The organism is Williamsia soli (assembly GCF_017377795.1).
Taxonomy (GTDB): Bacteria; Actinomycetota; Actinomycetes; order Mycobacteriales; family Mycobacteriaceae; genus Williamsia; species Williamsia soli.
In genome coordinates this window covers 389,587-415,033 of the sequence record NZ_JAFRDR010000001.1, presented here as the reverse complement: position 1 = coordinate 415,033, position 25,447 = coordinate 389,587, and the positions used below count along the sequence as shown (strand labels likewise).

Here is a 25,447-nt window from a genome sequence, read left to right as displayed (position 1 = left end):
GTTGCGTGGTCACAATCCCGCTCTCTCGAGGGCGTCGTCGAACTCCTCGCTGGCGATCTTCTCGCTCTTGCCTTCCGCGATCGCCGTCGAATACACCGAGAACAGTTCGGCACCAACCTCTTCGAACTTGCGGGCCCAGGCCTCACCGTCGAAGCGCCAGTAGCCGATGATGTCGCACTGATCGGCTTTCCAGCCGTACTGCTTGCGCAAGTGCTTGCGCGCAGTCCGCGACGCCTTGGCCTCGGCAGCGAACCAGCAGTAGCCGCGGCCGTACGTGTGCACGAACTCCTCGACGGCGTCACCGAGCTTGCTCTCGCCGAATCCGTTGCCACTGCCCACTTGCGCGATCACTTCGACGTCGGCGCGCTTCGGTAGGTAGGAGAGATCCTCGTCATCGCACACCTCGACAATCGCCGTCACCCGCGGATTCGCGGGGAGCTCCTCGAGAATGCGCGCCAGCGCGGGCAGTCCGGCGAGATCGGCCACCAGCAACTGCCATTCGGTGCTGGGCTCCGGCCGATACCAGGACCGGGCGTGCGACATCGCGACCTCCTCCCCGATCCCTGTTCGCTGAGCCCACAGGGTCGCGGTGCCGTGGTCGTGGACCACGAAGTCGATGGTCATCGTCGCCGCCGAACGGTCCAGATAACGCACGGAGTAATTGCGCCCCTCCGGCATCGGATCGATGTCGTAGTAGCTCCAGACACCGTCGCGGTTCTCCATCGCCGGCGCCTTGCGCTCGCCGGGTTCGGGAAAGTAGATCCCGACGGCCGCGTCGGCCACATCCGGCACCTGCAGCTGATCGAGATCGGCGATCGCGAAGACGATCCGGATCAGCCGGGGGTTCAGCTCTGTCTTCTCGACCACGCGCCCAAACGAAAATCCCATGAAACGAAGGCTACCCTAACCAGCGCTCGACGCCAGACGCGCACTTTGAGCTCCGCCCCGCTTCAGGCCCCGACCAGTGCTAACTTCACAGCTGGCCGAGAGCGAGCCAGATCACACCGGAAGGCAGGCGTATGAGCCGGCGCGGAGCCACCCGTTCACCTGCGAAGTTCCTGCGCCTGGCCACCATCATCTCGACGTTCGGCGGGCTGCTGTTCGGCTACGACACAGGCGTCATCAACGGCGCCCTGCCGTACATGGCCGAGAAGGACCAGCTGAATCTGACGTCGTTCACCGAGTCCCTGGTGGCAAGTTCGCTCATCTTCGGGGCCGCGGTCGGCGCGATCGCGGGCGGTCGTCTCGCCGACCGATATGGGCGTCGACGCAACATCATCGGCCTGGCGGTCATCTTCTTCTTCGCGACCCTGGGCTGTGTCTTCGCCCCCTCGATGGAGGTCATGGTGGCCTTCCGTTTCGTGCTCGGACTCGCGGTCGGCGGCGCGTCGGTCACCGTACCCACCTATCTCGCCGAGATGTCACCGGCCGAGAAACGCGGACGTATGGTCACCCAGAACGAGCTGATGATCGTCAGCGGGCAGCTTCTCGCCTTCACGTTCAATGCGATTCTCGCGAACCTCACCGAGGACAACCACGTCTGGCGCTACATGCTGGTCATCGCCACATTGCCGGCATTGGTGCTGTGGTTCGGCATGCTGGTGATGCCCGAGAGTCCGCGCTGGCTCGGCCGACAGGGTCGGACCGCCGACATGCTGCGCGTCTTGCATCAGGTCCGCGAAGAGCAGCAGGCCCGCATCGAGGCCGACGAGATCACCCGGATGGCCGAGGAAGAGAAGTCGACGGTCAAGATGCAGTGGACCGTCCTGCGCGACGTCCCGTGGATCCGGCGGGTGCTGGTGATCGGCTGCGGCATCGCGGTCGTCCAGCAGATCAGCGGAGTGAACTCGATCATGTACTACGGGACGCAGATCCTGGAGGACTCCGGTTTCGACAAGGACGCCGCCCTCACGGCCAACATCGCGAACGGCGTCATCTCCGTGGCAGCCACGTTTGTCGGCATCTGGTTGCTGGGCAAGGTGGGTCGTCGGCCCATGTTGATGGTCGGCGTCGCCGGCACCGCCACGGCACTGCTGCTGATCGGGATCTTCTCGCTGATCCTGCCGTCGGGGACGGGCCGCGCGTTCGTGGTACTGACCCTGACGGTGACGTTCTTGGCCTTCCAGCAGGGTGCGACGTCACCCGTGACCTGGCTGATGCTCTCCGAGATCTTCCCGCTCGAGATCCGTGGCTTCGCGTTCGGCGTCACCGGTTGCGTGCTGTGGCTGGTGAACTTCGGGGTCGGATTCTTCTTCTTGCAGCTCGTGGACTGGTTCAGCATCTCCACGACGTTCTTCATCTTCTTCGTCCTGGGCTGCTGCGCGTTCACCTTCGTGAAGTTGTACCTGCCCGAGACCAAGGGCCGAACGCTGGAATCGCTCGAGACCGAGTTCACCGAGAAGTACGGCGACGACGAGAGCACGGGCAAGCCGCGGAGTTACCTTCAGAACTAGGTCCGGCCGAGGATGTGATCGCGCCAGAATTTAGGTAACTCCGACTGAGCTACAGGGTCGGGGGTCGTGCAGCTCAGCCGGAGTTACTTGGTTCATCGCAGAGTTCTGCCGGGACGTTACACACCCGCCAAAACTTTTTTCCCACCTCCCGATGATGGGCCCTTATGGCGGACCCCACCTGGGGTTTTGTTCGCCAAAAGGCCCCATTATCGGGGGGGTGGATCAGCCCTCGATGATCGCGGTGACGCCTTGACCGCCGGCGGCACAGATGGAGATCAGCGCGCGGCCGCCGCCGTTCTCCTTGATCTGCTTCGCCGCCTGCGCGACGATCCGGCCACCGGTCGCGGCGAACGGGTGACCCGCAGCCAACGACGACCCGTTGACGTTGAGCTTGGTGCGATCGATCGAGCCGAGTGCGTTGTCGAGGCCGAGGCGTTCTTTGCAGTAATCCTCGGATTCGAACGCCGCGAGGGTGCAGAGCACCACCGACGCGAAGGCCTCGTGGATCTCATAGAAATCGAAGTCCTGCAGGGTCAGGCCGTTGCGCTGGAGCAGTCGCGGAATGGCGTAGGTCGGGGCCATCAACAGTCCGTCGGGCCCGTTGACGTAGTCGACCGCAGCGGTCTCGACGTCCACCAGATGCGCGAGCACCGGCAGCTTCTTCTCCGCAGCCCACTCGTCGGTGGACAGCAGCACCGCCGACGCACCGTCGGTCAGTGGGGTCGAGTTGCCCGCGGTCATGGTCGCGTCGCCGAGCGAGACACCGAAGACCGGCTTGAGGGTCGCCAGCTTCTCGACCGTGCTGCCCGGACGCAGGTTCTGGTCGCGGGCCAGGCCCTGGAACGGGGTGATCAGGTCATCGAAGAAGCCGCGGTCGTACGCGGCCGCCATCTTCTGATGGCTGGCCGCAGCCAGTTCGTCCTGATCCTCGCGCTTGATGCCGAACTCTTTTGCGGTGATGGCCGCGTGGTCGCCCATCGACATACCTGTGCGCGGCTCGCCGTTGCGCGGGATCTCGATGCCCAGCGAGGTCGGGAGCTTGGCAATGGCCTTGAGCCGGTCAGCCAGACTGCGAGCCCGATTGACCTGCAACATCACCTGACGCATGTCTTCGGAAACCCCGATCGGGGCATCCGATGTGGTGTCGACGCCGCCTCCGATGCCCGCTTCGAACTTGCCGGTGGCGATGCCGTCGGCGACCGCGGAGATCGCCTGCAGACCGGTACCGCAGGCCTGCTGCAGATCGAAGGCAGGCGTGTACGGCGACAACGCCGAACCCAGTACCGACTCACGGATCAGGTTGAAGTCGCGCGAGTGCTTGAGCACCGCGCCGCCCGCGACCATGCCGAGACGCTCACCCTGCAGGCTGAATCGGCTGATCAGGCCATCGAGCGTGGCGGTGAACATGTCCTGATTGCTCGCCTTGGCGTACGCACCGTCCTGGCGCGCGAACGGAATCCGGTTGCCACCGACGATAGCGACCGGCCGCACGCTGCGGGACGCGCGCGACGTGGTCGCAGCCCCGCTGGTCTCCGCTGACCCGCTGTTTGTTGGCCCGCTGTTTGATGGTCCATTGCTCGTCGACACTGTGGATCTCCCATGTAGTGGATGACTCGTATAGCGTATTCTTACTCGCGAGTAAGTTAGTTGTCGACTCCGCCCGGGACTACCCCTGATGGGCGGCGGAAAACAACTTCAGATGCCGTCAGCGACCTAGGAGTGCTTCGTGTCAGCCACTGGAACCACCGACCTGTATTCGACGTTCGTCAGCTCCGGACCCGGATCGTTCATCGCCGGCAAGGTCGGCCTGCCGCAGCCGCCGGTCCTGCGCCGTTACAAGGCCGGCGAACCCGCCCTGTCGGGCCCGGTCCTGCTCGGCGGCAACGGCCGGCTGATCGAACCGCTGCGCGAGATCCTCGGCGATCCCGACAGCGGTTATGAACTGATCACGAACAACACCGGGGGCCGGGGCGCGGACAAGCTCGGCGCCGTCGTCCTCGATGCGACCGGGATCACACAATCCTCCGAGCTCTCGCTGCTCTTCGAGTTCTTCGGCCCGACACTGCGTTCCACCGGCAACTCGGCGCGGTTCGTGGTCATCGGCACCACCCCGGAGCTGATCAAGGACCCGAGCGAACACATCGCCCAGCGCGCCCTCGAAGGCTTCACCCGGTCCCTCGGCAAGGAGCTTCGCAAGGGTGCCACGGCACAACTCGTGTACGTCTCCCCCGACGCCAAGACCGGGCTGTCCGGCCTCGAATCGACACTGCGATTCCTCCTGTCGGCCAAGTCGGCCTTCGTCGACGCCCAGGTCATCCGCGTCGACGAGAAAGATGCCGTCGCCCCGGCCAGCTGGGACAAGCCGCTGCAGGGCAAGGTGGCCGTGGTCACCGGCGCCGCCCGCGGCATCGGCGCCACCATCGCCGAGGTGCTCGCTCGCGATGGCGCCCACGTCATCGCCGCGGACATCCCCGCTGCGGGCGACGCCCTCTCGGCGACCGCGAACAAGGTCGGCGGCACCGCACTGCCCCTCGACGTCACCGCCGCCGACGCCGGCAAGAAGCTCGCCGAACACGTCCTCGAACGTCACGGCGGAGTGGACATCATCGTGAACAACGCAGGCATCACCCGCGACAAGTTGCTCGCCAACATGGACGACGCCCGCTGGAGTTCGGTCATCGGCGTGAATCTCATTGCGCCGCAGCAGCTCGTCGACGACCTGGTCGAGGCGGGCGCACTGCGTGAAGGCGGCTCGGTCATCGACGTGTCGTCCATCGCGGGCATCGCGGGCAACCGCGGGCAGACCAACTACGGCACCTCGAAGGCCGGCGTGATCGGACTCGTCGACGCCTATGCGCCGATCCTTGCCGAGAAGAAGATCACCATCAACGCGGTCGCGCCCGGCTTCATCGAAACCGCCATGACCGCCGCGATCCCGCTGGCCACCCGCGAGGTGGGTCGTCGCATCAGCTCGCTGCAGCAGGGCGGCCAGACCGTCGACGTCGCAGAGACCGTCGCGTACTTCGCCAACCCGGCGTCGAGTGCGGTCACCGGCAACGTCGTCCGGGTCTGCGGCCAGAGCATGCTGGGTGCCTGACATGGCCAAAACCATTGCACTGAAAGAGCTCCCCGGGACCGCCGACATCTACCGGCGGGCCATCATCGGGATGCTCCCGGTGGTCGGCAAGTCGGGAAAGGTGTCTCCTGACGCCACTCTTCCCGACACCGAGCTGACGCTGTCCGGCGTGAAGGTCGACCTCGACCAGCTCGCCGCGTACTGCGCCGCGACGGGTCAGCGGTTCGGCGACACGCTCCCGTTGACGTTCCCGTTCGTCCTCCAGTTCCCGTTGGTCATGAAACTGCTTGTGGCAGGCGACTTCCCGCTCACGGCCATCGGTTCGGTCCATATCGAGAACACCATCGAGCGGTACCGGCCGATCGGGGTCACCGAGCCGCTGACCATCACCACGCATGCGGAGAACCTCCGCGAACACCGCAAGGGCATGCTGGTCGACGTCATCTCCGAGTTCGCCGTCGGCCATGAGCCGGTCGCCCGGCAGACCGCGACGTTCCTGAGTCAGCAGCGCACCAGCCTGTCCGGTGGACCGCGGCCCGAGGCCCCGAAGGACCATCGGCCCCCGCCCCCGGACGCGAAGCTGAAGGCAGATCTGGGTCTGATCCGGCAGTACGCGGCAGCCAGCGGCGACCGCAACCCGATCCACATGAGTGATCTGGGCGCCAAGGCGTTCGGCTTTCCCCGGGCCATCGCACACGGCATGTGGACCGCCGCGCGCGTGGTGGCCAACGTCGAGGGACGACTCGACGGCAAGGTCACGTACAACGTGCGGTTCGGTAAGCCGGTCATCCTGCCCGCGACGGTGAACGTCTACACCAAGCCGGTCGAGGGCGCGGGATCGGGCGCGTTCGACATCTCGGTGCTCAACCCGAAAAAGGGTTACCCGCACCTCACCGCGACACTCCGGTAATCCCGGAATTGGTGGGTTTTGGCGAGCATTTCCCCAGGTGGAGGTCGCCAAAACCCACCATTTTCGGATGCTAGGGGCGGTCGCCTGCAAGGCCGCGCCAGCCCATGGAGACCATGAGGTCGGCCGCGGTGTCGAGGTCGATGTCCCCTTCGGAGATCCGGTCGGCCACCGCCTCACCGGCACCGACCAGCGCGACGGCCATCAGTTCGAAGTCGGTGTCACTCGGGTGCGGAACCGTGGTCCCGCGGCGAAGCAGGTCGGCGACCATCTCGATCAGTCGCGCCCGACTGGCGGCGACCAGTCCTGCGAAGTTGGCCTGGCCGGTGGCGAGGCGATAGAGCACCCGCCACGACTCCTTGTTGTCGTGGACGTACCGCAAGAAGTCGTAGATGACGGTGCGGGCCTGATCGTGCTGCCGGAGATTCGGGTCGAAGCCGGCGCTCATCGCCTCGATGAAGCGGCCACCCTCCCGATTGATACAGGCGCCGAACAGTTCGTCCTTCGACCCGTAGTACAGATACAGCATCGGCTTGCTGATGCTGGCCTGTGCCGCAATGGCATCCATAGAGGTCTCACGAAAGCCGTTGGCGGCGAACACCTGTACGGCCGCATCGAGCATCTGCTGCTCGCGCACGGCGCGCGGTAGGCGCTTCGTTCCTCCGGCCACCACAACCACTCTTCCTGCCAGTTTCTGGACACATGGACGTCCGGACTACCTTACCAGCCGGTAAGTTTCGGGTTCCCGAAGTGGGGAATCGTCGCCGCATTCGCGGGGTCGAGCAGGTCAGCAGTCGAGCACGCCCTTCGCCCGGAGCACCCGCACCACCGACTCGTCCACCTGCGTGGCAGGCAACTCGCCGGCCTTCACGGCCGCGGTTAACGTATCGAGCACCGCGGGCACCTTGTCGGTGGACAGCCACAGCGCGATGTCGGCGCCGGCGGACAGCGCGAGGGTCGCGGCCTTCTCGATGCCGTACTTGGCACTGATGGCCGCCATGCCCGACAGATCGTCGGTGAAGATCGGACCGTCGAAGGGCTTGCCGCCGTAGCCGGTGCCCTCGCGGAGGAACGACATCGCCGGTTCGCTGATGCTCGCCGGGGTGTCGGGTTTGGTCAGACCCGGGACGATGAGATGTCCGACCATCACCCCGACGCCGGGCTGGATCAGCGACCGATACGGGACGAGATCGTCGTCCTGCAGCTCGTCCAGCGGCGGGGTCGCGACGGTGCCGGTGTGTGAGTCGCCGGATCCGTGACCGTGGCCCGGGAAATGCTTGAACACCGGCATGATGCCTGCATCCTGGAGGCCGTGGGCATAGGCGTTCGCGTACTGGGTCACGACCTCGGGATCGTCGCTGAACGAACGGTCGCCGATCACGTCGTCGGTGGACTCATCGCTCACGTCCGCCACCGGTGCGTAATCGACGGTGACCCCGAGTTCCTTCATCTTCAGACCCTGCGCCTTCGCCAGCGCGCGGACCTGCGCCGGAGTCTCGGTCTGGGCGAGTTCTCGGGCCGACGGGCTGTCGATTCCCAGCGACGACAGCCGCGACACCCGGCCGCCCTCCTGATCGACGGTGACCATCACCGGGGTCTTTGCCGCGTCCTGCACCGTCTCGATGCCGCCGTCGGACAGGATCGACAGATCGGTCCAGCTACCGATGAACACGCCGCCGATCTGTTCGGTCTGCACGACGTCCAGGGCATCCGACGTGCCGGTGACGCCGACGACCAGCAGCTGGGCGAGCTTGCGCCGCAGGCTCATCGACTCGAGTTCGTCCTCCCCGCACGACACCGGCGTCACCGCAGGCGACGACGACACCGGGACACTCGAAGCCGTACTGCTGGAGTAGGCCGAGGTCGGCGGGATCTCCGGACCCCCGTCACCGTTACTGCACGCGGCCAGCACGGACGCCACCGTCACCGTCAGCACGGCCAGACATCTCGACCGCCCAGGACGGGAGGCACGACGAGAGGACTGCACGGGGAAAAACATGCGTCGAGTCTTGCACGGGCCACTGATGTGACGGACGTTACATTTGCCGGGTATCCTCGAAGCCCTCAGCCCCTGCGGGAGGAAAAGCCATGTCCGGTCAAATCGGTGACACCCACCAAGACACGATCATGATCGCCTACGACGGCAGCGAGAACGCCGATCGCGCGATCGACTACGCGGGGCGTTTTCTGGCCTCCCATCGCGCCTATGTCGTGACGGCGTGGGAATCGGGAGTCCACCAGAGCGCCCGTCTGTCCGCGCTGTCGGGCGGGATGCAGCCCGTGCTGCATTCGGTCGTCGACCAGGACATCGACGACGCACTGCATGTCGACGCCCGTACCCGCAATTCCCAAGGCGTCGCGCGGGCCCGGGCGGCGGGCCTGGCTGCCGAGGGCCGCCTCGCCGAGGTCGACACGACTGTCTGGGGTGCACTGGTCGATGCCGCGGACACCCTGGAGGTCGACATCCTCGTCACGGGAACCCGCGGTTCATCGGGTTTGCGAGCGCTACTGCACAGCAGTGTTGCCGAGCACGTACTGAAGCATTGCCACCGCCCGGTACTCGTGGTCCCGGCCGGGTGTGCCCGCCGCGGCGAGGGCGCCGTCGCCGGCCGGAAGGCGGCTGACCGGAAGAGCAAGGCCCGGGTGGTAACTTCGCAGCCATGATGAACAACCGCCTGATCGCCGGCGCTGTCGCCGGCCTCCTCGGCGTGGTCGTGGCCATTGGAGCGGTGTTCCTCGGTGGCGTCTTGACCTCCGAGGACAAGCCAGCAACCGATGTGAACAGCTTCAACGCCGACAGCGGATTCGTTCAGGGCTCGGTCGACTACGGCACCAGGGACAACGCCGGAGTCACAAACTGACCAAACGGGGACTGCTCTTTGCAGCTCTGTGGGCGCTGGTGGCGTCATTCGCCCAATCGCCCGGCCTGATCGCCGCCGACACCAAACTCGACCTCACCTCCGACCCTCTCGGCTTTCTCGGTCGCGCCGCGCATCTGTGGTCGTCCATCGCACCGCTCGGCCAGGTGCAGAATCAGGCCTACGGCTACTTCTTCCCGCATGGGGCCTTCTTCGCTGTCGGCGACCTGCTCACGCTTCCGCCCTGGGTGACCCAGCGCCTGTGGTGGGCCCTGCTGCTGTGGGTCGGCTTCGTGGGGTTCGTCCGCCTCGCCGACGCAGTGGGTGTCGGCTCGCGGTGGTCCCGGATCTTCGCCGCGGTGATCTTTGTCGCGAGCCCGCGAGTCCTGACGACCATCGGATCGATTTCCTCGGAGACGTTGCCGGTGATGCTGGCCCCGTGGGTGCTCGCTCCCGTCGTCGTCGCACTGAACCACAGCGAGCCGCGAAAGAATTTGCGGCAGCTGGCTTTCCAATCTGCCTGCGCGCTGGCGCTGATGGGCGCGGTGAACGCGGTCGCAACACTTGCCGCGGCGTCGGTCGCCGGACTGTGGTGGTTGCTGCACACCCCGATCAAGAGACCGGCCGCGCGCTGGTTGCGATTCGGCGGGTGGTGGGCGCTCGGGGCGACGGCGGCATGCCTGTGGTGGGTCGTCCCGCTGCTCATCCTGTCCCGCGTCAGCCCGCCGTTCCTGGATTTCATCGAATCTTCCCGGGTGACAACAGAATGGGTGTCCCTGACCGAGGTGTTGCGCGGGACCAGCGCCTGGACACCGTTCGTCTCACCGGAACGGGTCGCGGGGGCAAGCCTGGTCACTCAGCCGGTTGCGGTGCTCTCCACCGGGTTGCTCGCGGCGGCAGGACTGACCGGGCTCGCCATGCGGGCCATGCCCGGACGCGGTCGACTCATCACCATCGTGATCATCGGGCTGCTCATGATCTGCCTCGGCTATCCCGGGCAGCTCGGGTCGCCGCTCTCGGAGTCGGTGCGGGTGTTCCTCGACGACGCGGGCGCACCTTTGCGCAACGTCCACAAGTGGGATCCGCTGATCCGGATCCCGTTGGCACTGGGCATCGCTCACCTGCTTGCCCGCGTCCCCACCCCAGACGTCGCCGGCTGGCGCGGTACCGGCCGCGCGTTCGCCCACCCGGAGCGTTCTCGGCCGGTGTCGGCCGCGATCGTGGTCCTGGTGGCCGCGCTCGCCGCAGGTTCCATGGTCTGGACCGCCTCCCTCGCAGCCCCGGGCAGCTACAGCTCCATCCCGTCGTACTGGAAGCAGACGGCCCAGTGGCTCGAAGACAATGGTGCGAACCAGAATCGGCGCGCCCTGGTCGTCCCCGGTTCCCCTTTCGCCAACCAGACCTGGGGCCTGACCCGTGACGAACCGCTGCAGGTGCTCGCCGATGAACCGTGGGCGGTGCGCGATGCCATCCCGCTGACACCGCCCGGCGCCATCCGGGCCCTGGATTCGGTGCAGCGGGCGATCGCCGCCGGACGACCGCTCCCCGGCCTCGCCGCCACGCTTGCCCAGCAGGGTATTTCATACGTGGTCGTACGCGCCGACCTCGATCCGTCCACCTCGAGGTCTGCGCGACCGATCCTGGCCCACAATGCGATTGCGGGTTCGCCGGGTCTGACACCGGTTGCGCAGTTCGGACCCGAGGTCGGTCCGCCGCGCATCGACGACGTCGTCTCCGATGACGGCTTGCGTCCGACGATGCCTGCAGTGCAGATCTTTCAGGTCGACTCTGACGTCGCGTTCCCCGGTACCCGGCCTGCCACCGTACCGCTGAACCAGATGCCCCGGGTGTCAGGTGGACCTGAAACCCTTGCACCACTACAGAATGCAGCGGCGCTGAGCGGTCGTCCACCCCTGGGACCCGTCCTCCTGCAGGCCGATGCGCAGCGGGCCGGACTCCCCGATGCACCACTGATCGTCACCGATACCCCCACCGACCGTGAAATCGACTTCGGGCGCGTCGACGACCACAGTTCGGCGATCCGCGCGCCCGGAGATCCACGACTGACCCAGAACGCCGCGACGGACTACCCGGTCGACGGGCAGCCACTGGTCCAGGGCGAGTGGCTGCTCGACGGTGAGCCCGGACAATTGTCTGTCAGTGCATCCGGGTCCGCCTCCGATGCAACACAACTGGGGCAGAGTGCTCCTGGTAGCTCACCGGCGGCCGCATTCGACGGGAACCCGAACACCTCGTGGGTCAGCCGCGGACTCGACTCCGCAGTGGGACAGTGGTTGCAGCTCGACTTCACCAGACCACGGGAGCGGCTGGCCCTCGACGTCACCGTCGGCAAGGCACTCGGCGCCGGCGTCAGTACGCTGCTGATCACCACCGAGGCCGGGAGCACCGTGGCCACCGGCGTGACCCCGGGCGAGCCCACGTCCGTGGTGCCGCCCAGCGGTCCGACCCGATGGGTGCAGATCAGGGCCATCGGCACCGACAACGGGACGGCCGGGAACCAATTCGCGATCTCGGAGATCGAGCTCCGCGATGCCACGCAGGCGCGGACGCTGCCCATTCGGCACCGGGTCGTACTGCCGCAATTGGTGGCCGGTCAACAGATCGCGGGGTGGGCACTGGCCCCCGAACTACCCGGGCGTGACGCGTGTGTACCCGACCGCGACGTCACGCGATGTTCGGGCGCACTGGGACTCGCGCCCGAAGAGCCCGGGATCTTCGGACGGGTGTTGTCGGTGCCGAGCCCGGTGACGGTGAAACCCTCGATCACACTGACCGCCAACCCTTCCGAGGAACTCAATCGATTATTGGCCGGCCAGGATCAGATCGTCGCGACCGCGCCGTCGGCGAGCATCGACCCCCGCGGCAACGCCGGCGCGGCCGTCGATGGCGACCCCGGCACCACCTGGGTGGCCCGCGACAGCGGTGCCGGCGCCGAGCGGCCGACAATCGAACTCACGCTGCCGAGTCCGCGTGAGGTCGACGGACTCCAGATCACCGTCCCCACTGGCCAATTCCCGGCGCGACCGGTGACGGTGGGGATCGATCTCGGCAACGGACGCCAGGTACGGACGATCCCCGCCGACGGACGGATCGCGCTCGATCCCCATCTCACCTCGACGATCTCGATCACCGTCCTCGAAAAGGATGAGGTCCTCGACGTCAACAGTCTCGGATTCGCCGCCATCGCCCCGTCCGGGATCTCCGAGATCACCGTCCTCGGGGGCGTGCCGACCCCGCCGGACCCCGACCGCCCGATCGAGGTCTCCTGTGTCGACGGGCCGGGTCTGACCATTGCCGGTAGCGTGCAGCGGTTCTCACTGAAGACCACCGCAGCGGCCCTCGCGTCGGGAGCACCGATCCGTGCACAGGCCTGCGACCAACGGCCCGTCGACCTTGCCGCCGGTGAGCAGGAACTCGCGGTCAACCCCGGTCCGGCGTTCACCGTGGCCGGGGTCGAGCTCACGGCTACAGATCTCGGCGACGAAGACCCCTCACCGAGTGCCACCCCGACACCGGTGACCGTGAACAGGTGGAACGCCACCGATCGCAGCGTCACGGTCGCCGGTGAGAGCAGCGAGCGCGTACTCATCGTGCCGGAGAGCACCAATCCCGGGTGGCAGGCGCATGCCGGAGACGACGAACTGCAGCCCATCGTCGTCAATGGCTGGCAGCAGGGTTGGATTGTTCCGGCAGGTTTTGCCGGCGCCATCGATCTGACCTTCCCGCTCGATCAGCCCTACCGGTGGGCGATCGCAGGCGGACTCGCCCTGCTGGCGCTACTGCTGCTCTGCACCTTCGTCCCGGCCCGGCGAACGTCGGTGTCGTTGCCGGTGGCTCGGCCGTTCGACAGCCGCACAGTGCTACCGCTGCTGCTCGGCGCGGTGGTCTACCTGCTCACAGGTCCGATCGCGGTGGCCGTGGCAGCAGTAGTCGCCATCACGAGCACCGCGGCACCTCTCGTCTCCCGCTCGCTGCGCGGAAAGCAGCGGACTCCGGCGCTCGTGGCGTCGTTGATGACCGCCGCCACGTTCGGGCTCGCTGCCGGACCGTGGCGGTCATCGCTCGGGTACAACGGCTGGGATTGGTGGGTACAGCTACCGGCTCTGCTGGCGGTCGTACTCGTCGCGTGGCATGCGATCGGACTGCCTCGATGGCTGATCCGGGCGAACCTGCACCGTCGTCGACGCTGACGCAGCGCGCTGCTCGGAGCGACGCAGCCACCGTCGTGCCGGATCCTCGATCCACGAATAGCTCGCCGCCGAGACCCCGATCGTGAGCAGCAACGTCAAACACCAGACCACCACCATCGAACCGGAGAACGGGATGACGCCGGCCAACGGGAAGACCGCGGCCAGGACCGCGAGGTGCCAGATGAAGATGGCATACGACCACCGGCCCAGGGCCTGCATCGGCGCCGAGTCCAGGATCCGATGAGTCCGAGGTGGCCCCAGAACCAGTGGTCCGAGCAACGCGAAACCGAGAATCGCACCCAGCACCATCTTGACGGCGAACTGCCAGGGTGCCAGCGGGGCCAACCCGGTGGGCCCGGCGAGTTCGGTGCAGGACAACGCGAACGCCCCCGCCGCGACGCCTGCCATCCACCAGGGCCGCGACCCCAGCCTCGCGACGACACCCCCGGACCTCGACACCACCAGCTCGGCCAGGATCAGCCCGCTGATGAACCACGGCAGATGACCCGGCAGCCAGTTCTTGGCCTCGACCCCGGCGGCCAGCGGCAGCGCGTCGGCGACCCAGGCCCAGCCCAGGCTGAACACGGCCGCAGCGGACAACATCGGTATCCGCCACCGCGCTCGTCGCCCGCGCAACCGCACGAGCAGCCAGGCGAACAGCGGCAGCGCCAGGTAGAAACTGACCTCGACCGACAGGCTCCACATCTGGGTCAGTCCGGCCGTCAACGTCAGCGGCACGAAGACCTGGGTGAGGGTCAGATTCGCCAGCCACACGGTGGCGTCGGCGGGCCGGGCGTCGGGCAGCAACATCAGGACGACGACCACGACCACCACATACGCGGGCCAGATGCGCACGACGCGATGGCGCAGGTATCGGATCACGCCGGGGGGCGTGCGCGAAGGATCGTGCGCGGCGGCGGCGTGCGGACGCCACAGCAGAAACCCCGAGAGCGCGAAGAAGAGGGCGACGGCCATGTCGAAGCGACCCCAGATCGCCCCGAGGACACTGCCGTCCACTGCGCCCGTCTGGAAGGCCACGTGGGTGGTCATGACCCCAACAGCCGCCAGGGCACGCATGCCTTCGAGCGCAGGCACGAAGGCAGCCGGGGCGCCGGCCTGCCGCTGGGGACGCATGGTCAGCCAATGTACCGGTGGAGAGGGCCGAGCTGAGTGCCCGGCTGCGACGACCTCGGCTGTTAGTCTCGCTTTAACTGCCCGCTGCACCGACTCAAGATCTGAAGGAGTACCCGACGTATGGCAACAGGGCCTCGGATGTCTGCCAGGGACCTCGCGGGACCGGTCGCCATCTTCTTCGGCGTTCTGCTCATCGTGGTGGCCATCGCGCTCCCCCTCTATTACGTGGGGACGCTCAAGAAGACACCCATGGATCTCGACATCACCAGCGTCGCCGACAGCCAGGGTCAGCAGGGGGTGTCCGCCTCTGATGCGCTGCCCGCGAAGATCTTCAACCGCTGCTCACTCGACGAGCCGCGACCGCAGGTGTCGGACGCGAAGTTGACCGAACAGCAGCGGGTGCTGGTCGTCGACCCCGCCGACGCCAACAAGGTCACCTTCCAGGCGGGTAACTCCATCCGGATCGACTCGTACACCGACGGTGACGAGACCGTGACCCCACCGGCTCAGGGTGGTGGAAATGACTGCATGACAGCGCTTCTCACCGCGACCCGCGACCGGATCACCACCAACCGCACCACCGCCGAACCGCAGATCAGCGGCGGTGGGCAGTCCGAGGTCCAGGTCGACGCCGGCGAGAACAGCGTCAGCCTCCCCGACCGCCAGGGACTGCAGTACCGCTTCCCGTTCGGTGTCGACAAGGGCAAGACCTATACCTACTTCGACCTACCGAGCCGCACCACGAATCCGTTGCAGTTCGTCGACGAGACCGAGATCAACGGCGTCAACACCTACCACTTCACCCAGGAGGTCCCGGAGACCGACCTGAGCACCCTCACCGATGCCAACGACCAGCAGCTCGCCGGTACCTCGATTGATCAGCCTGCCGGCTGGTACGGCGGGTTCGAGGGGTACCGCAACAACGAGCGGTTACCGGCCTCGCTGATCCAGACCACGACCCGAGACCTCTACGTCGATCCGGTCAGCGGCACCATCATCAACGAGCGCGAACACATCAAGCAGGAGTTCAAGCTCAACGTCAGCGACGACTCGCCGCAGGCGATGCTCGATTACCGGCTGACCGCGCTCGACGTCGTCTTCTCCTACACCCAGAGCACGCAGGAACAGCTCGCCGCGGACGCCAAAGACCTCGACAGTCCGATCAAACTGTGGGGGCGCTGGATCCCGATCGGCGCCGGCATCCTCGGAGTGGTCCTGCTCGCCGCAGGCGTGTGGCTGCTGCTCCGCGGCCCGAGCACACCCGCCCCGGCGTCGGGTTCGCCGTACAACCCGTCCGATCCAGACGAGCAGCAGCGGACCGATCTGATCAAGCAGTACCGAGGTGGGGATCAGGGCAACCGCCCTCCTCCCGCGGCGCCGTTCGATCCGGACCAGACGCGTCAGATCCCCGCAGTGCGGGACAACCGCGGCGACGGCTTCGCCGACCACCCTCAGGACGGCTTCGCAGGTCACAATCAGGACGGCTTCGCCGAGGTCGGCGACCAGTATCCCTACCTCGATCAGCAGAGCATCGGACAGCAGGACCAGCCGCCGGTTCGCGATCCAGGTTGGACTGTGCCGCAACAGGATCCGCCCTCAGATCAGGGCCCTCGCCGCGACGGTGACGAACCCTGGCGCCGACCCTGATCCCAGCTCGACCGCACACCCACCCGTTCCCGTCACATCCAGAGGTCTCGGACCCTTGGGTGTGACCGGAACGAGTGGGTTTGTGCGTTGAGGAGCTAGTTCACCAACGGGGCCAAGGCTTTACCGGCGAGCGTGATGTTGCCCGGCTCGTGCCCGTTGTGCAGCATGTTGATGGTCAGACCGTCGATGCCCGCGTCTAGAACACGCGCCTTGATGTCGGCGGCAACCTCGTCGGGGGATCCCACGAAGAACCGTTCGGTGGCCTTCGCCCAGTCGTCGGCACTGACCGAGTCGTGATCGACGCCGCCCGCACGCATACGCCTGACCACCTCGGCGCGGGCCTTGTCGCCGTCCGCATCGAGGAACACCGTCGCCAAAAAGCTGGTCTTGATCGTCGAACGGTCTCGGCCGGCCTCTTCACAGCGCTTGGCAAGTGCCTCGAGCTTGCGCGGTAGCTCGCTGGGCGCGGCGATGACATTGAGGTGCTGGGCGTAGCGCGCTGCCATCCCGAAGGTCTTCTTCTCGCCACCGCCGCCGAGCATGATCGGCAGGTCGGTGCGGAACTGGGGATTGTTGCGGGTTCCGTGCGCCTGGTACCACTTGCCGTCGAGTTCGGGCTTCTTGCCGCGCAGCATCGGCTCGATGATCTGCAGGGCTTCTTCGAGACGCTCGAAACGCTCGGTGAATGTGCCGAACTCGTAACCCATCTCGTCGTGTTCGAGCTCGAACCAACCGGCGCCGAGGCCGAGGATCGCGCGGCCGCCACTGACGACGTCGAGGGTGGTGATGGTCTTCGCCAGCATCGCGGGGTTGCGGTACGTGTTGCCGGTGACCAGGGTCGACAGATTGATGGTCGACGTCGCGGTAGCGAGCGCCCCGAGCGCCGTGTACGCCTCGAGCATCGGCTCGTCCGGAGACCCGATACCGGGCAATTGGTAGAAATGGTCCATCACGAGAACCGTGTCGAATCCGGCACTTTCAGCTTCTTGTGCCTGGGCGATGACGGTCGGGAAGAGGTCTGCGACGTTGCCGCCGGGGTAGGAGAAATTGGGGATCTGGTAACCGAGACGAATGCTCATGCATCCACAGTACGACTGCCCGAGAGCCGGCGGCGCGTCATCGATGTGCTGAACCTCAGGGCAACGAGGGTCAGTGCGGTGCCGATGACCGCGCATCCTGCCGCGGTCAGGGCCAACGTGGTGATGCTGTGCGCCCAGGCCACGATGATCACGACCTCGACGACGAGAACCAGCCAACTCAGTGCCGCGATCAGTGTCTGGTCCCGCGCGATCGCCGCGAGCAGACCGACCTGCAGGATCGACAGCGCACTGCCGGTGAGCGCGAAGATCCACAGGATCGGAACCACGGCGCGGTACTCGTCGCCGACCAAGACCGGGGCCAGCGGCGCGAGAATCGCGGCCCCGCCGACCACCGTCACGGCGATCGCGAGCAACCAACCGACGGCAGTTCGCAGCGCCGCCGACGAGCGGGCAGTGTCCGCGAACTGTGGAAACAACACCACGCCGATGGCCTGCGGCAGCCAGAAAGCAGCCTTTGTCGCGATCGTCCCCAGCGCGTAGACGCCGGCGTCCTGTTCTCCCAGGACCGGTCGGGACAGCAGCAGATCCACCGACGAGAGTGCGATGAGGACGAGCTGCACCTGCGACGCCCGCAGGACCATCGTCAACGCTATGGCCCGGGTACCTGGGTGCCGGTCTGGTTCCGACCCGGTCCGCGACACTGCGACCCAGACCCCGGCAGCCGACACCGCGGCGCCGACGGCGGTCGCGGCGAGGGCACCCGCCGCACTCCCACCGACAGCGATGACGACGATCCCCGGCACCGTACGCGCAGCGCCGACGCCGGCCAGCACCCACGACAGCAGCGAGAACTGTTGCCGACCTTGCAGAATGCCCTGGCCCGCGGAGATCAGGACGAGCAGCGGCGCGGTCGCGAACGCGGCGATGGTCGACGCCAGGCCGGTGTCGGCGATCCACATCACGATCGGGACGGCGATCACCGCGGCCCCCAGCACTGCGGCCGCTGTCCGAATCGTGATCGACACCAGGTCGGCGATCGGACGCCCATGCACGACTTCCCGCGCGATCACCACCTGCAGAGCCAACGCCGGGACCCCGAGGACCAGCATCGTCTGCAGTAGGACGGCGAACTCTCCGTAGGAGCTCTCGCTGAGCCACCGGGCCGCGGGCAGGTGGATGAGGTAGCCGCAGATGTTGGCGACCATGGTGCCGGCGGCGACACCGCCCACGCCAGCCATCACCCTCGCCATGGCGCTCAGTGTCTCAGGGGAAGTACTGCTTGCAGTCGAGGGAGGGTGTCGATGTCGTCGACGAGGCCGTTGGCCTCCTGTGTCGGTGCAGATGCGACTGCTGTGCGGAACCGGGCGCGCTGGGCAACCCACACCAGCAGGCCGAGCGTCACCCCGACCGCGTAGATCCACGGATCGGGACGCTCCCCGAGCAGCAGCGACGACCACACGATCGTCATCAGTGGCTGGATCTGCTGGATCTGACCGACGCGCGCGATCCCACCGCGCGCCAGCCCGCCGTACCAGGCGAAGAAGCCGAGGAACTGCGAGATGACGGTGACGTAGACCATCCCGGCGATGACCGATCCGGTGAACTCGTAAGTGCCGCTCGTCCCGAGCACGATCGACACCGGTATCGACACCGGCAACAGCAGGACCAGGGCCCACGACACGCTTTGAGCTCCACCGATCTGCCTGGCCTGCGCTCCTCCGACCGCGTACCCGAATCCGGCGCTGACAGTGGCCAGGACCATCCACAGATGTCCCCACTCCAGCGTGAATCCGGAGAATCCCGACGGGCTCGTGCTGAGGAGGTAGGCGACCAGCACCAGCGCTCCTGCGCCGGTCGCCAACCAGAACTTCCAGGGCAGGCGCTCGCCCGCGAGGAGGGAGGCGAAGGTTGCGGTGAGCGCCGGAAGCAGGCCAAGCACCACGGCGCCGGCCGATGCGTCGATGGTCTCGAGCGCCAACGAGGAGAACAGCGGGAAGCCGATCACAACACCGAAGCCGGAGCACAACAGTGCGCCGAGGTTTCGCCCGGAGGGGATGGTGGGACGCACCATCAGCAGGTAACCGAGCGCGAGCAGTCCAGCGAGCGCGGCACGCCATGCAGTGATCGAGTACGAATCGATGCCGGCGACCGCCAGTTTGTTGGCAGGCAGCGAGAAACTGAAGGCCAGTACCCCGAGTCCGCCGAGCAGGATGCCTGCGCGGGCGGACACCCCGCGGCGACTGTTATCTGCTATCCGAGAAACAGTTGAACTGTTATCTTTGGCGTTCATGGATAACGATAGCGGAGTAACAGTGCTTCGCGAAACCCTCCGATCCTTGATATCGGAGAGCAGCTCGGGGACGCGACTGCCGTCGGTACGCCTCTTGCAGGAACAGCACCGCGTCTCTCCGAACTCGATTCAGCGCGTGCTGTCCGAGTTCGCCGCCGAAGGGCTCGTCGACGTGCGTCCGGGCGCCGGATCCTTCGTCGCTGCGCCACCGGCCCCGCGGGTCCCGGCAGACACGTCTTGGCAGGAGTCGGTCCTCGGCTCACGCATTCCGCCCGAGTTGTCACGCACCCTGGATCTCTGGCGAACTCCGGGTTCGGACGTCATCCGCCTCAAGGGTGGGTACCTCGACGACGAGTTGGTGCCGACAGCCGCACTGAACGCGGCGATGTCGCGGGCCCTCAAACGGTCGAACAGCTGGGGTCGGTACCCCTTGGAGGGCAGCCCCGAACTCCGGCGCTGGTTCGCGTCCGAGATCGACGGCATCCACGCCTCCGAGGTGATCGTGACCGCGGGTGGGCAGAGCGCGTTGTCGATCGCCATCCGCGCATTGGTCCGGCCCGGCGAGCCGGTGATCGTCGAAAGCCCCACCTACACAGGCACCGTCGCCATCGCCCGCAGCCACGGCGCAGACGTCATACCCGTCCCGATGGACGAACGGGGCATCCGCACCGACCTGCTCGCCGACGCCATCACGCGGACCGGCAGCAGGTTGTTGGTGGTGCAGCCGGCGTTCTCCAACCCCAGCGGCGTCACGCTGTCCCACTCGCGACGCGACGACATTCTCGAACTGGCGCACAAACATTCGATGTTCGTGATCGAGGACGACTACGCGCGTTATCTCGGTATCGACCGGACACCGCCGCCCCCGTTGACATCCCGTGACCCGAACGGCCACATCGTCCATATCCGGTCGTTGAGCAAACCGGTCGGGCCGGGCATGCGCGTGGCCGCCCTGTGCGCCCGGGGCCCGGCGCTCGCGCGGTTGCGCGCGGCCAAGACCCTCGACGACTTCTACGTGTCGGGTCCGGTGCAAGAAGCTGCCGTCGAATTCCTGAACTCACCAGCCTGGACGCGGCACAACCGGCACGTCAGTCGCGCGCTCGGAGAACGACGCGATGCCCTGGTGGGAGCGCTGCGCCGGCTGATCCCGCAGGTCGAGATCCCGGCGATCCCGCACGGCGGCATGCATCTGTGGGTGACGTTGCCCGCAGGATTCGACGACCGCGATGTCGCGGCCGCGGGTAGCGCCGAGGGTGTGCTGGTCGGCGAAGGCGCCCCGTGGTTTCCATCCGAGTCCGACCACTCGCACCTGCGACTGACATTCGGCGAAACCCCGGTTCCGATGATCCACGAAGCAGTCACCCGCCTCGCGCGCGTGCTGTGTTGAAATTGCTCGCTCCGCTCGCGGGGTCAGGGCGGCCCTACCGTTGGGGCAACCCCGCCGAGCGTGCCCTTACCGTCGTCGAGCGTGCCGCCGGAACAGTCGCTCCCGCGATAGAGGCCCACTCGATCGCGGAAGAGGCACGGTGGGCGACCGTAAGGGCACGATCGGCTGTGGCGCGATGACCCGCAGGCAGTGGATCACCCTGTGGCTTTCCAGCGCCGGGCTCTCACTTCTCGTCCTCGCGCCGATCTTCCGGCCCGGGTATCTGCTGATCCGCGACATGGTGAGCACACCCCGCTCCTACCCCACCGACTCTGCGTTGGGGCTCGGAGACAGTGCACCTCGTGCGGTCCCTCAGGACTGGTTCATCGCGATGGTCTCCCAGGTGATCGATGGCGGAATCGCGGTGAAGGTGCTGACGTTCGCGGCATTGCTGCTCGCCGGAGTGGGATACGGCAGGTTGGCCCGGCTCGCGATACCCGCCTCGGGAACACCCGGAATGTTCGCTGCCGTCGTCATCACCACCTGGAATCCATATGTCGCCGAACGTCTCCTGCAAGGTCAGTGGAGCCTGCTGTTCGGATACGCAGCCCTCGGCTGGATCGTCGTCTGTGCGGTGCTGGTACGCCGCGACAACTCGTTTGCCCACTGGTCGATGCTGGGTGGCTGGCTCGCGGTTGCCGGATTCACACCGACCGGCTCACTGCTCGCAGCGTGCGTTCTGCTGGCAGCACTTGTCATTCCGGCCTTGGCGTCCGGACGCCTCCGCATGGCAGCCATCGCACTGGGGGTGTGGGTCCTCAGCGCTCTACCCTGGCTGACTGCCGTGATCCTCGGCAGCGGCGCCACGACCTCGGATCCGGGATCCGTGGCGGCGTTCGCCGCCCGGGCCGAACCGTTGCTCGGAACGGCCGGATCAGTGCTCGGATTGGGTGGCATCTGGAACGCCGACGCCGTGCCCGCCAGCCGGACCTCGGGATGGGCCCTGGTCGCCACCACACTGCTGCTCCTGGTCGTGGCCACCGGTCTGCCGACGCTGTATCGGCGCCGGCGCAACGGGGTGATCACCAGCGTGGCCTGGCTCGGTCTCGCTGCGGTTGTCCTCGTCGTCCTGGCCGCGACCCCACCGGGCATCGCGTCGCTCGAATGGCTGGTCGATGTGATCCCCGGTGCCGGTCTGCTGCGCGACACCCAGAAGTGGGTCGCGCTGGCGGCGCCGCTGTACGCCCTTGCCGCAGCAGCGGCCATCCAGACCCTCGGCCGCTTCGTGCCACGGGCATTCGCAGCGGTGATCGCCGCGGCGCTCATCATGGCACCACTCCCCGACCTTGCCTGGGGTGTCGGCAACACGCTGACCCCGAGCACCTATCCGGCTGAATGGCAGCGGGTGTCCGACACGATCGGAGCGGGACAGGGCGACGTGCTGATCTTGCCCACCGGGATGAACCGGGAGTACGGATTCACCGGACACGTCTCCCTCGACCCCGCACCCAGACTCCTACGCGCCGACGTTCTGCAGACCGGCGAGCTCGTCGTCGGTGGCCGCAGCGTCGATGCCGCGGATTCCCGGGCCGCCCGCGCCGAAGCTGCGCTGGTGGCGGGTGCCGATCCCAGCACCTTGGCCGACCTCGGCGTCGGCTGGGTTCTCATCGAGGGCAATTCCGATGCCGTCGGTGCCGCAGACCGCACGCTTGCCCAACTCGACACGGTGTTCGCAGGCGACGACCTGCGGGTCCACCGGGTGCCGGAACCGCGAACGTACGCGGCATCGGCGACCGATCGGACGCTCGTATGGATCGCTCACCTCTGGTGGGTTCTTTTGATCGCCAATGGTTTTGTGGCCGTTGTGCTGAAATGGGCGCACCGATCAGCGCACCGAAAGAGGCTCAGCTAGTGGACGACATCGAAGCCATCAAGCAGGTCAAATACCGCTACCTCCGCACCCTGGACACGAAGCTGTGGGATGAGTTCGAAGACACCCTCACCGACGATGTCACCGGCGACTACGGCGACAGTCTGTCGTTCAACACCCGCGACCAACTGGTGGAGTTCATGAAGTCGTCTCTGGGTGCGGCCATCATCACCGAGCATCGGGTCGATCATCCCGAGATCGTCGTCGACGGCGACGAGGCGACAGGACGCTGGTATCTGCAAGATCGCGTGATCGTGGCCGACTTCAACTTCATGCTCTTCGGCGCTGCGTTCTACAACGACCGCTACCGCCGCACCGCCGACGGCTGGAAGATCAGTGCGACGGGCTATGACCGGACGTACGAGGCCACGGTGTCCCTGGAGGACATGCCGAGCTTCAAGGTGAAACCCGGCGCAGCGCTGAACCTTTGAGTCAGCCCTGGACGAGGCCGGACACCCGACGCCCCGCTGCGGCCTCGGTCAGCACATGCGTCACACCTGATGCGGCGACCGGCCATGAGTACCCCTCGGCACGCCGATTGGCCTTCTCGCCGAGCTCGCGACACCACGCTGGATCGTCGAGCAATTGTGCTGTGGCGGCTGCGAGTTCGTCGATGTCGTCGACGAGTACCCCGGTGACACCGTCGATGACGGAGTCGGTCAGGCCCCGCGAGGAGCGATAGCCAATGGTCGGAACACCGTGTCCTGCGGCTTCGACCACCGCGAGCCCCCACCCTTCCGTCCGTGACGGCATCACGTGCAGGGCGGCGCCGGCCAGCACCCTGTGCTTGTCGGACTCACTGAGATGACCGTGAAAGACGACGCGGTCGTCGACACCCAGTTCTGTTGCACGCAGGTGCAATTGCTCCGACCACCAGCCGCCTCCGATGACGTCGAGAACCACATCGGGATGAGTCCCTGACAGCCGCGCCATGACCTCGAGCGCATGCTCGATCTGCTTGTGGGGCACCAGCCGGGAGAGTACGCACAACCGCATCGGACCGGCCGCGTCCGACTCCACCTCCGGTACGGGATCTGTGCCGGCCCGCACCACCGCAACGCGCTCGGGGCCGATCCCCATCTCATCGAGATCCTCGGCCGATGGCAACGACACCGTCAGGTACTGCGAGTGTCGATGCACCCAGGGCGACATCGTCGACTCGATGAACCACCCCACCTTGCCGAGCAACGCTCCGGCAACCGGCCACTGCCGCCGGTGGCAGTGGTGAACCAGCACGACCACCGGCGCACCCGCGACCCAACGCGCGAAGAAAGGGATGCCGTTCTGGGTGTCGATCACCACGTCGGGGTTGATACCTGCGAGGGGACCGCGACCGAACCGACTCGCGACGATCGCCGCGAGCGCTGACGGATACACGCCCAGGCGACCCCCACCCCGAGAAATCGTGATGCCGTCGCGGACCTCTGAGGCCGCCGATCCCGGATAGCGCGCCGTGCGCAGCGTGACCTGGACACCGCTACCGGCCAACTCGGCCCCGATCCGCTCCAGGTAGCGCTCGCTGCCGCCACCTTGCGGGTGGTCGCTGTCGCGCCAACAGAGCAACAGCACCTCACGCAGAGGTGCAGGCCCGGTGGTGTCGGTCGCGTTCTTCACTGCCAGCCAGGGTAGCGGGCACAGCGCTCCAGGCCACGGGTGGGCGGTGGCGAAGTAACGTGTCCCCGGTGAGAGGAACCACCCGCCGAGCGCAGCAGCGGGCGTCCGTATCTCGGTCCGTGCGCCTGCTGAACCACTTCCGGTATGAACAGCCCGATCCCGATCGGTTCTACGGCGCCTTGGCGGATGACTCCGTGGAACTCATCGAGGCACTCCACCTCGATGTCAGCGGCACGGATCTGCGGGGCCTCACCGTGCTGGACGTCGGCGGTGGTCCCGGGTACTTCGCCGAGGTGTTCCGCGCCCGCGGCGCCGACTACGTGTCCGTCGAACCCGACCCCACCGAGATGCACGCTGCGGGGCTTCCCCAGCGCGCCAGTGTCCGTGGTTCGGGCATGGCCTTGCCGATCGCCGACGGTGTCGTCGACGTCTGCTACTCGTCGAATGTCGCAGAGCACGTGCGTGATCCGTGGACCATGGCCCAAGAGATGCTGCGGGTGACCAGGTCCGGCGGACTCGTCCTGCTGAGCTACACCCTCTGGTACGGGCCTTTCGGCGGTCACGAGATGGGCCTGACCCACTACGTCGGCGGTGCTCGCGCAGCGCGATGGTACACACGCAAGCACGGCCATCCGCCCAAGAATCTCTATGGCACATCGCTTTTCAAGGTCACAGCCGCTGATGGTATGCGGTGGGCCGAGTCCGTCCCGGCTGGTGAGGCCACCCTGCTGCGCGCTTTCCCCCGCTACCTGCCGGGCCGACTCTGGTGGATCATGCGTGTCCCACTGGTCCGAGAAGTACTGGGCAGCAACCTTGTTCTGTTGCTCCGCAAGAACTGAGACCACAAAAGCACACGCTCCGGCCATATGCACACGTTGAAACGCGTGCTTCTGACCGGAGCGTGTGCTTCTGCGGAGACTA

At 66.7% G+C, this 25,447-nt stretch carries 20 protein-coding genes; 11 read left to right on the top strand and 9 right to left on the bottom strand.

All coding sequences use genetic code 11. The features are described 5' to 3' along the window. Positions 1 to 9 precede the first annotated feature (9 nt). Positions 10 to 888 carry a siderophore-interacting protein gene (locus J3S28_RS01905; protein ID WP_207836734.1) on the bottom strand — a complete coding sequence of 293 codons (879 nt, stop codon included), beginning with the start codon at positions 886 to 888 and terminating at the stop codon, positions 10 to 12. Positions 889 to 1,019: 131 nt separating this feature from the next. Here J3S28_RS01905 and J3S28_RS01900 point away from each other — a divergent pair, with 131 nt between their 5' ends. Beyond that, on the top strand, positions 1,020 to 2,453 hold the full coding sequence (locus J3S28_RS01900; RefSeq protein WP_207836731.1) for a sugar porter family MFS transporter: 1,434 nt from the start codon (positions 1,020 to 1,022) through the stop codon (positions 2,451 to 2,453). 222 nt (positions 2,454 to 2,675) lie between these two features. Here the strand turns inward: J3S28_RS01900 and J3S28_RS01895 are convergent, their stop codons facing one another. Beyond that, positions 2,676 to 4,040 carry an acetyl-CoA C-acetyltransferase gene (locus J3S28_RS01895; protein ID WP_207836729.1) on the bottom strand — a complete coding sequence of 455 codons (1,365 nt, stop codon included), beginning with the start codon at positions 4,038 to 4,040 and terminating at the stop codon, positions 2,676 to 2,678. Between the two features lie 139 nt (positions 4,041 to 4,179). Between J3S28_RS01895 and J3S28_RS01890 the strand changes: the two genes are divergently transcribed. After that, on the top strand, positions 4,180 to 5,550 hold the full coding sequence (locus J3S28_RS01890) for a 3-oxoacyl-ACP reductase (protein ID WP_207836721.1): 1,371 nt from the start codon (positions 4,180 to 4,182) through the stop codon (positions 5,548 to 5,550). 1 nt (position 5,551) lies between these two features. Further along, entirely contained in the window at positions 5,552 to 6,439 is an 888-nt protein-coding gene (locus tag J3S28_RS01885; protein WP_207836716.1) for a MaoC family dehydratase, read from the top strand. 70 nt (positions 6,440 to 6,509) lie between these two features. Here the strand turns inward: J3S28_RS01885 and J3S28_RS01880 are convergent, their stop codons facing one another. Continuing rightward, positions 6,510 to 7,106 (bottom strand): TetR/AcrR family transcriptional regulator, encoded by a 597-nt coding sequence (locus J3S28_RS01880; RefSeq protein WP_084839608.1) that lies wholly within the window; start codon positions 7,104 to 7,106, stop codon positions 6,510 to 6,512. Positions 7,107 to 7,223: 117 nt separating this feature from the next. Then, positions 7,224 to 8,435, bottom strand: coding sequence for a glycoside hydrolase family 3 N-terminal domain-containing protein (locus J3S28_RS01875; protein WP_207836714.1), 1,212 nt, complete (start codon positions 8,433 to 8,435; stop codon positions 7,224 to 7,226). Positions 8,436 to 8,524: 89 nt separating this feature from the next. On the opposite strand from J3S28_RS01875, the gene J3S28_RS01870 reads away from it, so the two are divergent. From J3S28_RS01870 to J3S28_RS01860, 3 genes are read left to right on the top strand one after another with little or no spacing between them, the layout of a single operon-like run. Then, the gene (locus J3S28_RS01870; protein ID WP_237340922.1) at positions 8,525 to 9,100 is read left to right on the top strand and encodes a universal stress protein; all 576 of its coding nucleotides are present in this window, start codon (positions 8,525 to 8,527) and stop codon (positions 9,098 to 9,100) included. After that, positions 9,097 to 9,297, top strand: a complete 201-nt coding sequence (locus J3S28_RS01865) for a DUF2613 domain-containing protein (RefSeq protein ID WP_084839348.1) — start codon at positions 9,097 to 9,099, stop codon at positions 9,295 to 9,297. The genes J3S28_RS01870 and J3S28_RS01865 overlap by 4 nt, the downstream gene beginning before the upstream one ends. 38 nt (positions 9,298 to 9,335) lie before the next feature. Further along, positions 9,336 to 13,505 carry an alpha-(1->3)-arabinofuranosyltransferase domain-containing protein gene (locus J3S28_RS01860; protein WP_307796753.1) on the top strand — a complete coding sequence of 1,390 codons (4,170 nt, stop codon included), beginning with the start codon at positions 9,336 to 9,338 and terminating at the stop codon, positions 13,503 to 13,505. Here J3S28_RS01860 and J3S28_RS01855 read toward each other — a convergent pair. Beyond that, the gene (locus tag J3S28_RS01855) at positions 13,410 to 14,639 is read right to left on the bottom strand and encodes an acyltransferase family protein (protein ID WP_237340921.1); all 1,230 of its coding nucleotides are present in this window, start codon (positions 14,637 to 14,639) and stop codon (positions 13,410 to 13,412) included. The genes J3S28_RS01860 and J3S28_RS01855 overlap by 96 nt on opposite strands. A gap of 120 nt (positions 14,640 to 14,759) precedes the next feature. On the opposite strand from J3S28_RS01855, the gene pgfA reads away from it, so the two are divergent. Next, entirely contained in the window at positions 14,760 to 16,286 is a 1,527-nt protein-coding gene (gene pgfA, locus J3S28_RS01850; protein ID WP_207836712.1) for a cell envelope lipid trafficking protein PgfA, read from the top strand. A gap of 95 nt (positions 16,287 to 16,381) precedes the next feature. On the opposite strand, the gene J3S28_RS01845 is transcribed toward pgfA, so the two are convergent. From J3S28_RS01845 to J3S28_RS01835, 3 genes are read right to left on the bottom strand one after another with little or no spacing between them, the layout of a single operon-like run. After that, the gene (locus tag J3S28_RS01845) at positions 16,382 to 17,365 is read right to left on the bottom strand and encodes an LLM class F420-dependent oxidoreductase (protein WP_207836699.1); all 984 of its coding nucleotides are present in this window, start codon (positions 17,363 to 17,365) and stop codon (positions 16,382 to 16,384) included. Next, positions 17,362 to 18,576 carry a lipopolysaccharide biosynthesis protein gene (locus J3S28_RS01840; protein ID WP_237340920.1) on the bottom strand — a complete coding sequence of 405 codons (1,215 nt, stop codon included), beginning with the start codon at positions 18,574 to 18,576 and terminating at the stop codon, positions 17,362 to 17,364. The genes J3S28_RS01845 and J3S28_RS01840 overlap by 4 nt, the downstream gene beginning before the upstream one ends. 5 nt (positions 18,577 to 18,581) lie before the next feature. Further along, complete coding sequence (locus J3S28_RS01835) at positions 18,582 to 19,556, bottom strand: DMT family transporter (protein WP_207836696.1); 975 nt, start codon at positions 19,554 to 19,556, stop codon at positions 18,582 to 18,584. Positions 19,557 to 19,638: 82 nt separating this feature from the next. Here J3S28_RS01835 and J3S28_RS01830 point away from each other — a divergent pair, with 82 nt between their 5' ends. The 3 genes from J3S28_RS01830 to J3S28_RS01820 all read left to right on the top strand — a co-directional run bounded on the left by J3S28_RS01830 (position 19,639) and on the right by J3S28_RS01820 (position 23,343). Beyond that, positions 19,639 to 21,003, top strand: a complete 1,365-nt coding sequence (locus J3S28_RS01830; RefSeq protein ID WP_207836694.1) for an aminotransferase-like domain-containing protein — start codon at positions 19,639 to 19,641, stop codon at positions 21,001 to 21,003. A 139-nt stretch (positions 21,004 to 21,142) separates the two neighbouring features. After that, entirely contained in the window at positions 21,143 to 22,894 is a 1,752-nt protein-coding gene (locus J3S28_RS01825) for an MmpA family trehalose lipid delivery protein (RefSeq protein WP_307796751.1), read from the top strand. Then, complete coding sequence (locus J3S28_RS01820; RefSeq protein ID WP_207836685.1) at positions 22,894 to 23,343, top strand: nuclear transport factor 2 family protein; 450 nt, start codon at positions 22,894 to 22,896, stop codon at positions 23,341 to 23,343. The genes J3S28_RS01825 and J3S28_RS01820 overlap by 1 nt, the downstream gene beginning before the upstream one ends. A 1-nt stretch (position 23,344) precedes the next feature. Here J3S28_RS01820 and J3S28_RS01815 read toward each other — a convergent pair whose 3' ends face one another. After that, complete coding sequence (locus J3S28_RS01815) at positions 23,345 to 24,490, bottom strand: glycosyltransferase family 4 protein (RefSeq protein ID WP_207838081.1); 1,146 nt, start codon at positions 24,488 to 24,490, stop codon at positions 23,345 to 23,347. Positions 24,491 to 24,585: 95 nt separating this feature from the next. On the opposite strand from J3S28_RS01815, the gene J3S28_RS01810 reads away from it, so the two are divergent. Beyond that, a complete protein-coding gene (locus tag J3S28_RS01810; RefSeq protein ID WP_207836670.1) occupies positions 24,586 to 25,365 on the top strand; it encodes a class I SAM-dependent methyltransferase in 780 nt (259 codons plus the stop codon). Positions 25,366 to 25,447: the final 82 nt, after the last annotated feature.

What these genes read in the sequence shown, in the direction of transcription:
- J3S28_RS01905 (WP_207836734.1), bottom strand. Translation starts at nt 888, where the DNA reads ATGGGATTTTCGTTTGGGCGCGTGGTCGAGAAGACAGAGCTGAACCCC.
- J3S28_RS01900 (WP_207836731.1), top strand. Translation starts at nt 1,020, where the DNA reads ATGAGCCGGCGCGGAGCCACCCGTTCACCTGCGAAGTTCCTGCGCCTG.
- J3S28_RS01885 (WP_207836716.1), top strand. Translation starts at nt 5,552, where the DNA reads ATGGCCAAAACCATTGCACTGAAAGAGCTCCCCGGGACCGCCGACATC.
- J3S28_RS01875 (WP_207836714.1), bottom strand. Translation starts at nt 8,435, where the DNA reads ATGTTTTTCCCCGTGCAGTCCTCTCGTCGTGCCTCCCGTCCTGGGCGG.
- J3S28_RS01870 (WP_237340922.1), top strand. Translation starts at nt 8,525, where the DNA reads ATGTCCGGTCAAATCGGTGACACCCACCAAGACACGATCATGATCGCC.
- J3S28_RS01865 (WP_084839348.1), top strand. Translation starts at nt 9,097, where the DNA reads ATGATGAACAACCGCCTGATCGCCGGCGCTGTCGCCGGCCTCCTCGGC.
- J3S28_RS01855 (WP_237340921.1), bottom strand. Translation starts at nt 14,639, where the DNA reads ATGCGTCCCCAGCGGCAGGCCGGCGCCCCGGCTGCCTTCGTGCCTGCG.
- pgfA (WP_207836712.1), top strand. Translation starts at nt 14,760, where the DNA reads ATGGCAACAGGGCCTCGGATGTCTGCCAGGGACCTCGCGGGACCGGTC.
- J3S28_RS01845 (WP_207836699.1), bottom strand. Translation starts at nt 17,365, where the DNA reads ATGAGCATTCGTCTCGGTTACCAGATCCCCAATTTCTCCTACCCCGGC.
- J3S28_RS01840 (WP_237340920.1), bottom strand. Translation starts at nt 18,576, where the DNA reads ATGGCGAGGGTGATGGCTGGCGTGGGCGGTGTCGCCGCCGGCACCATG.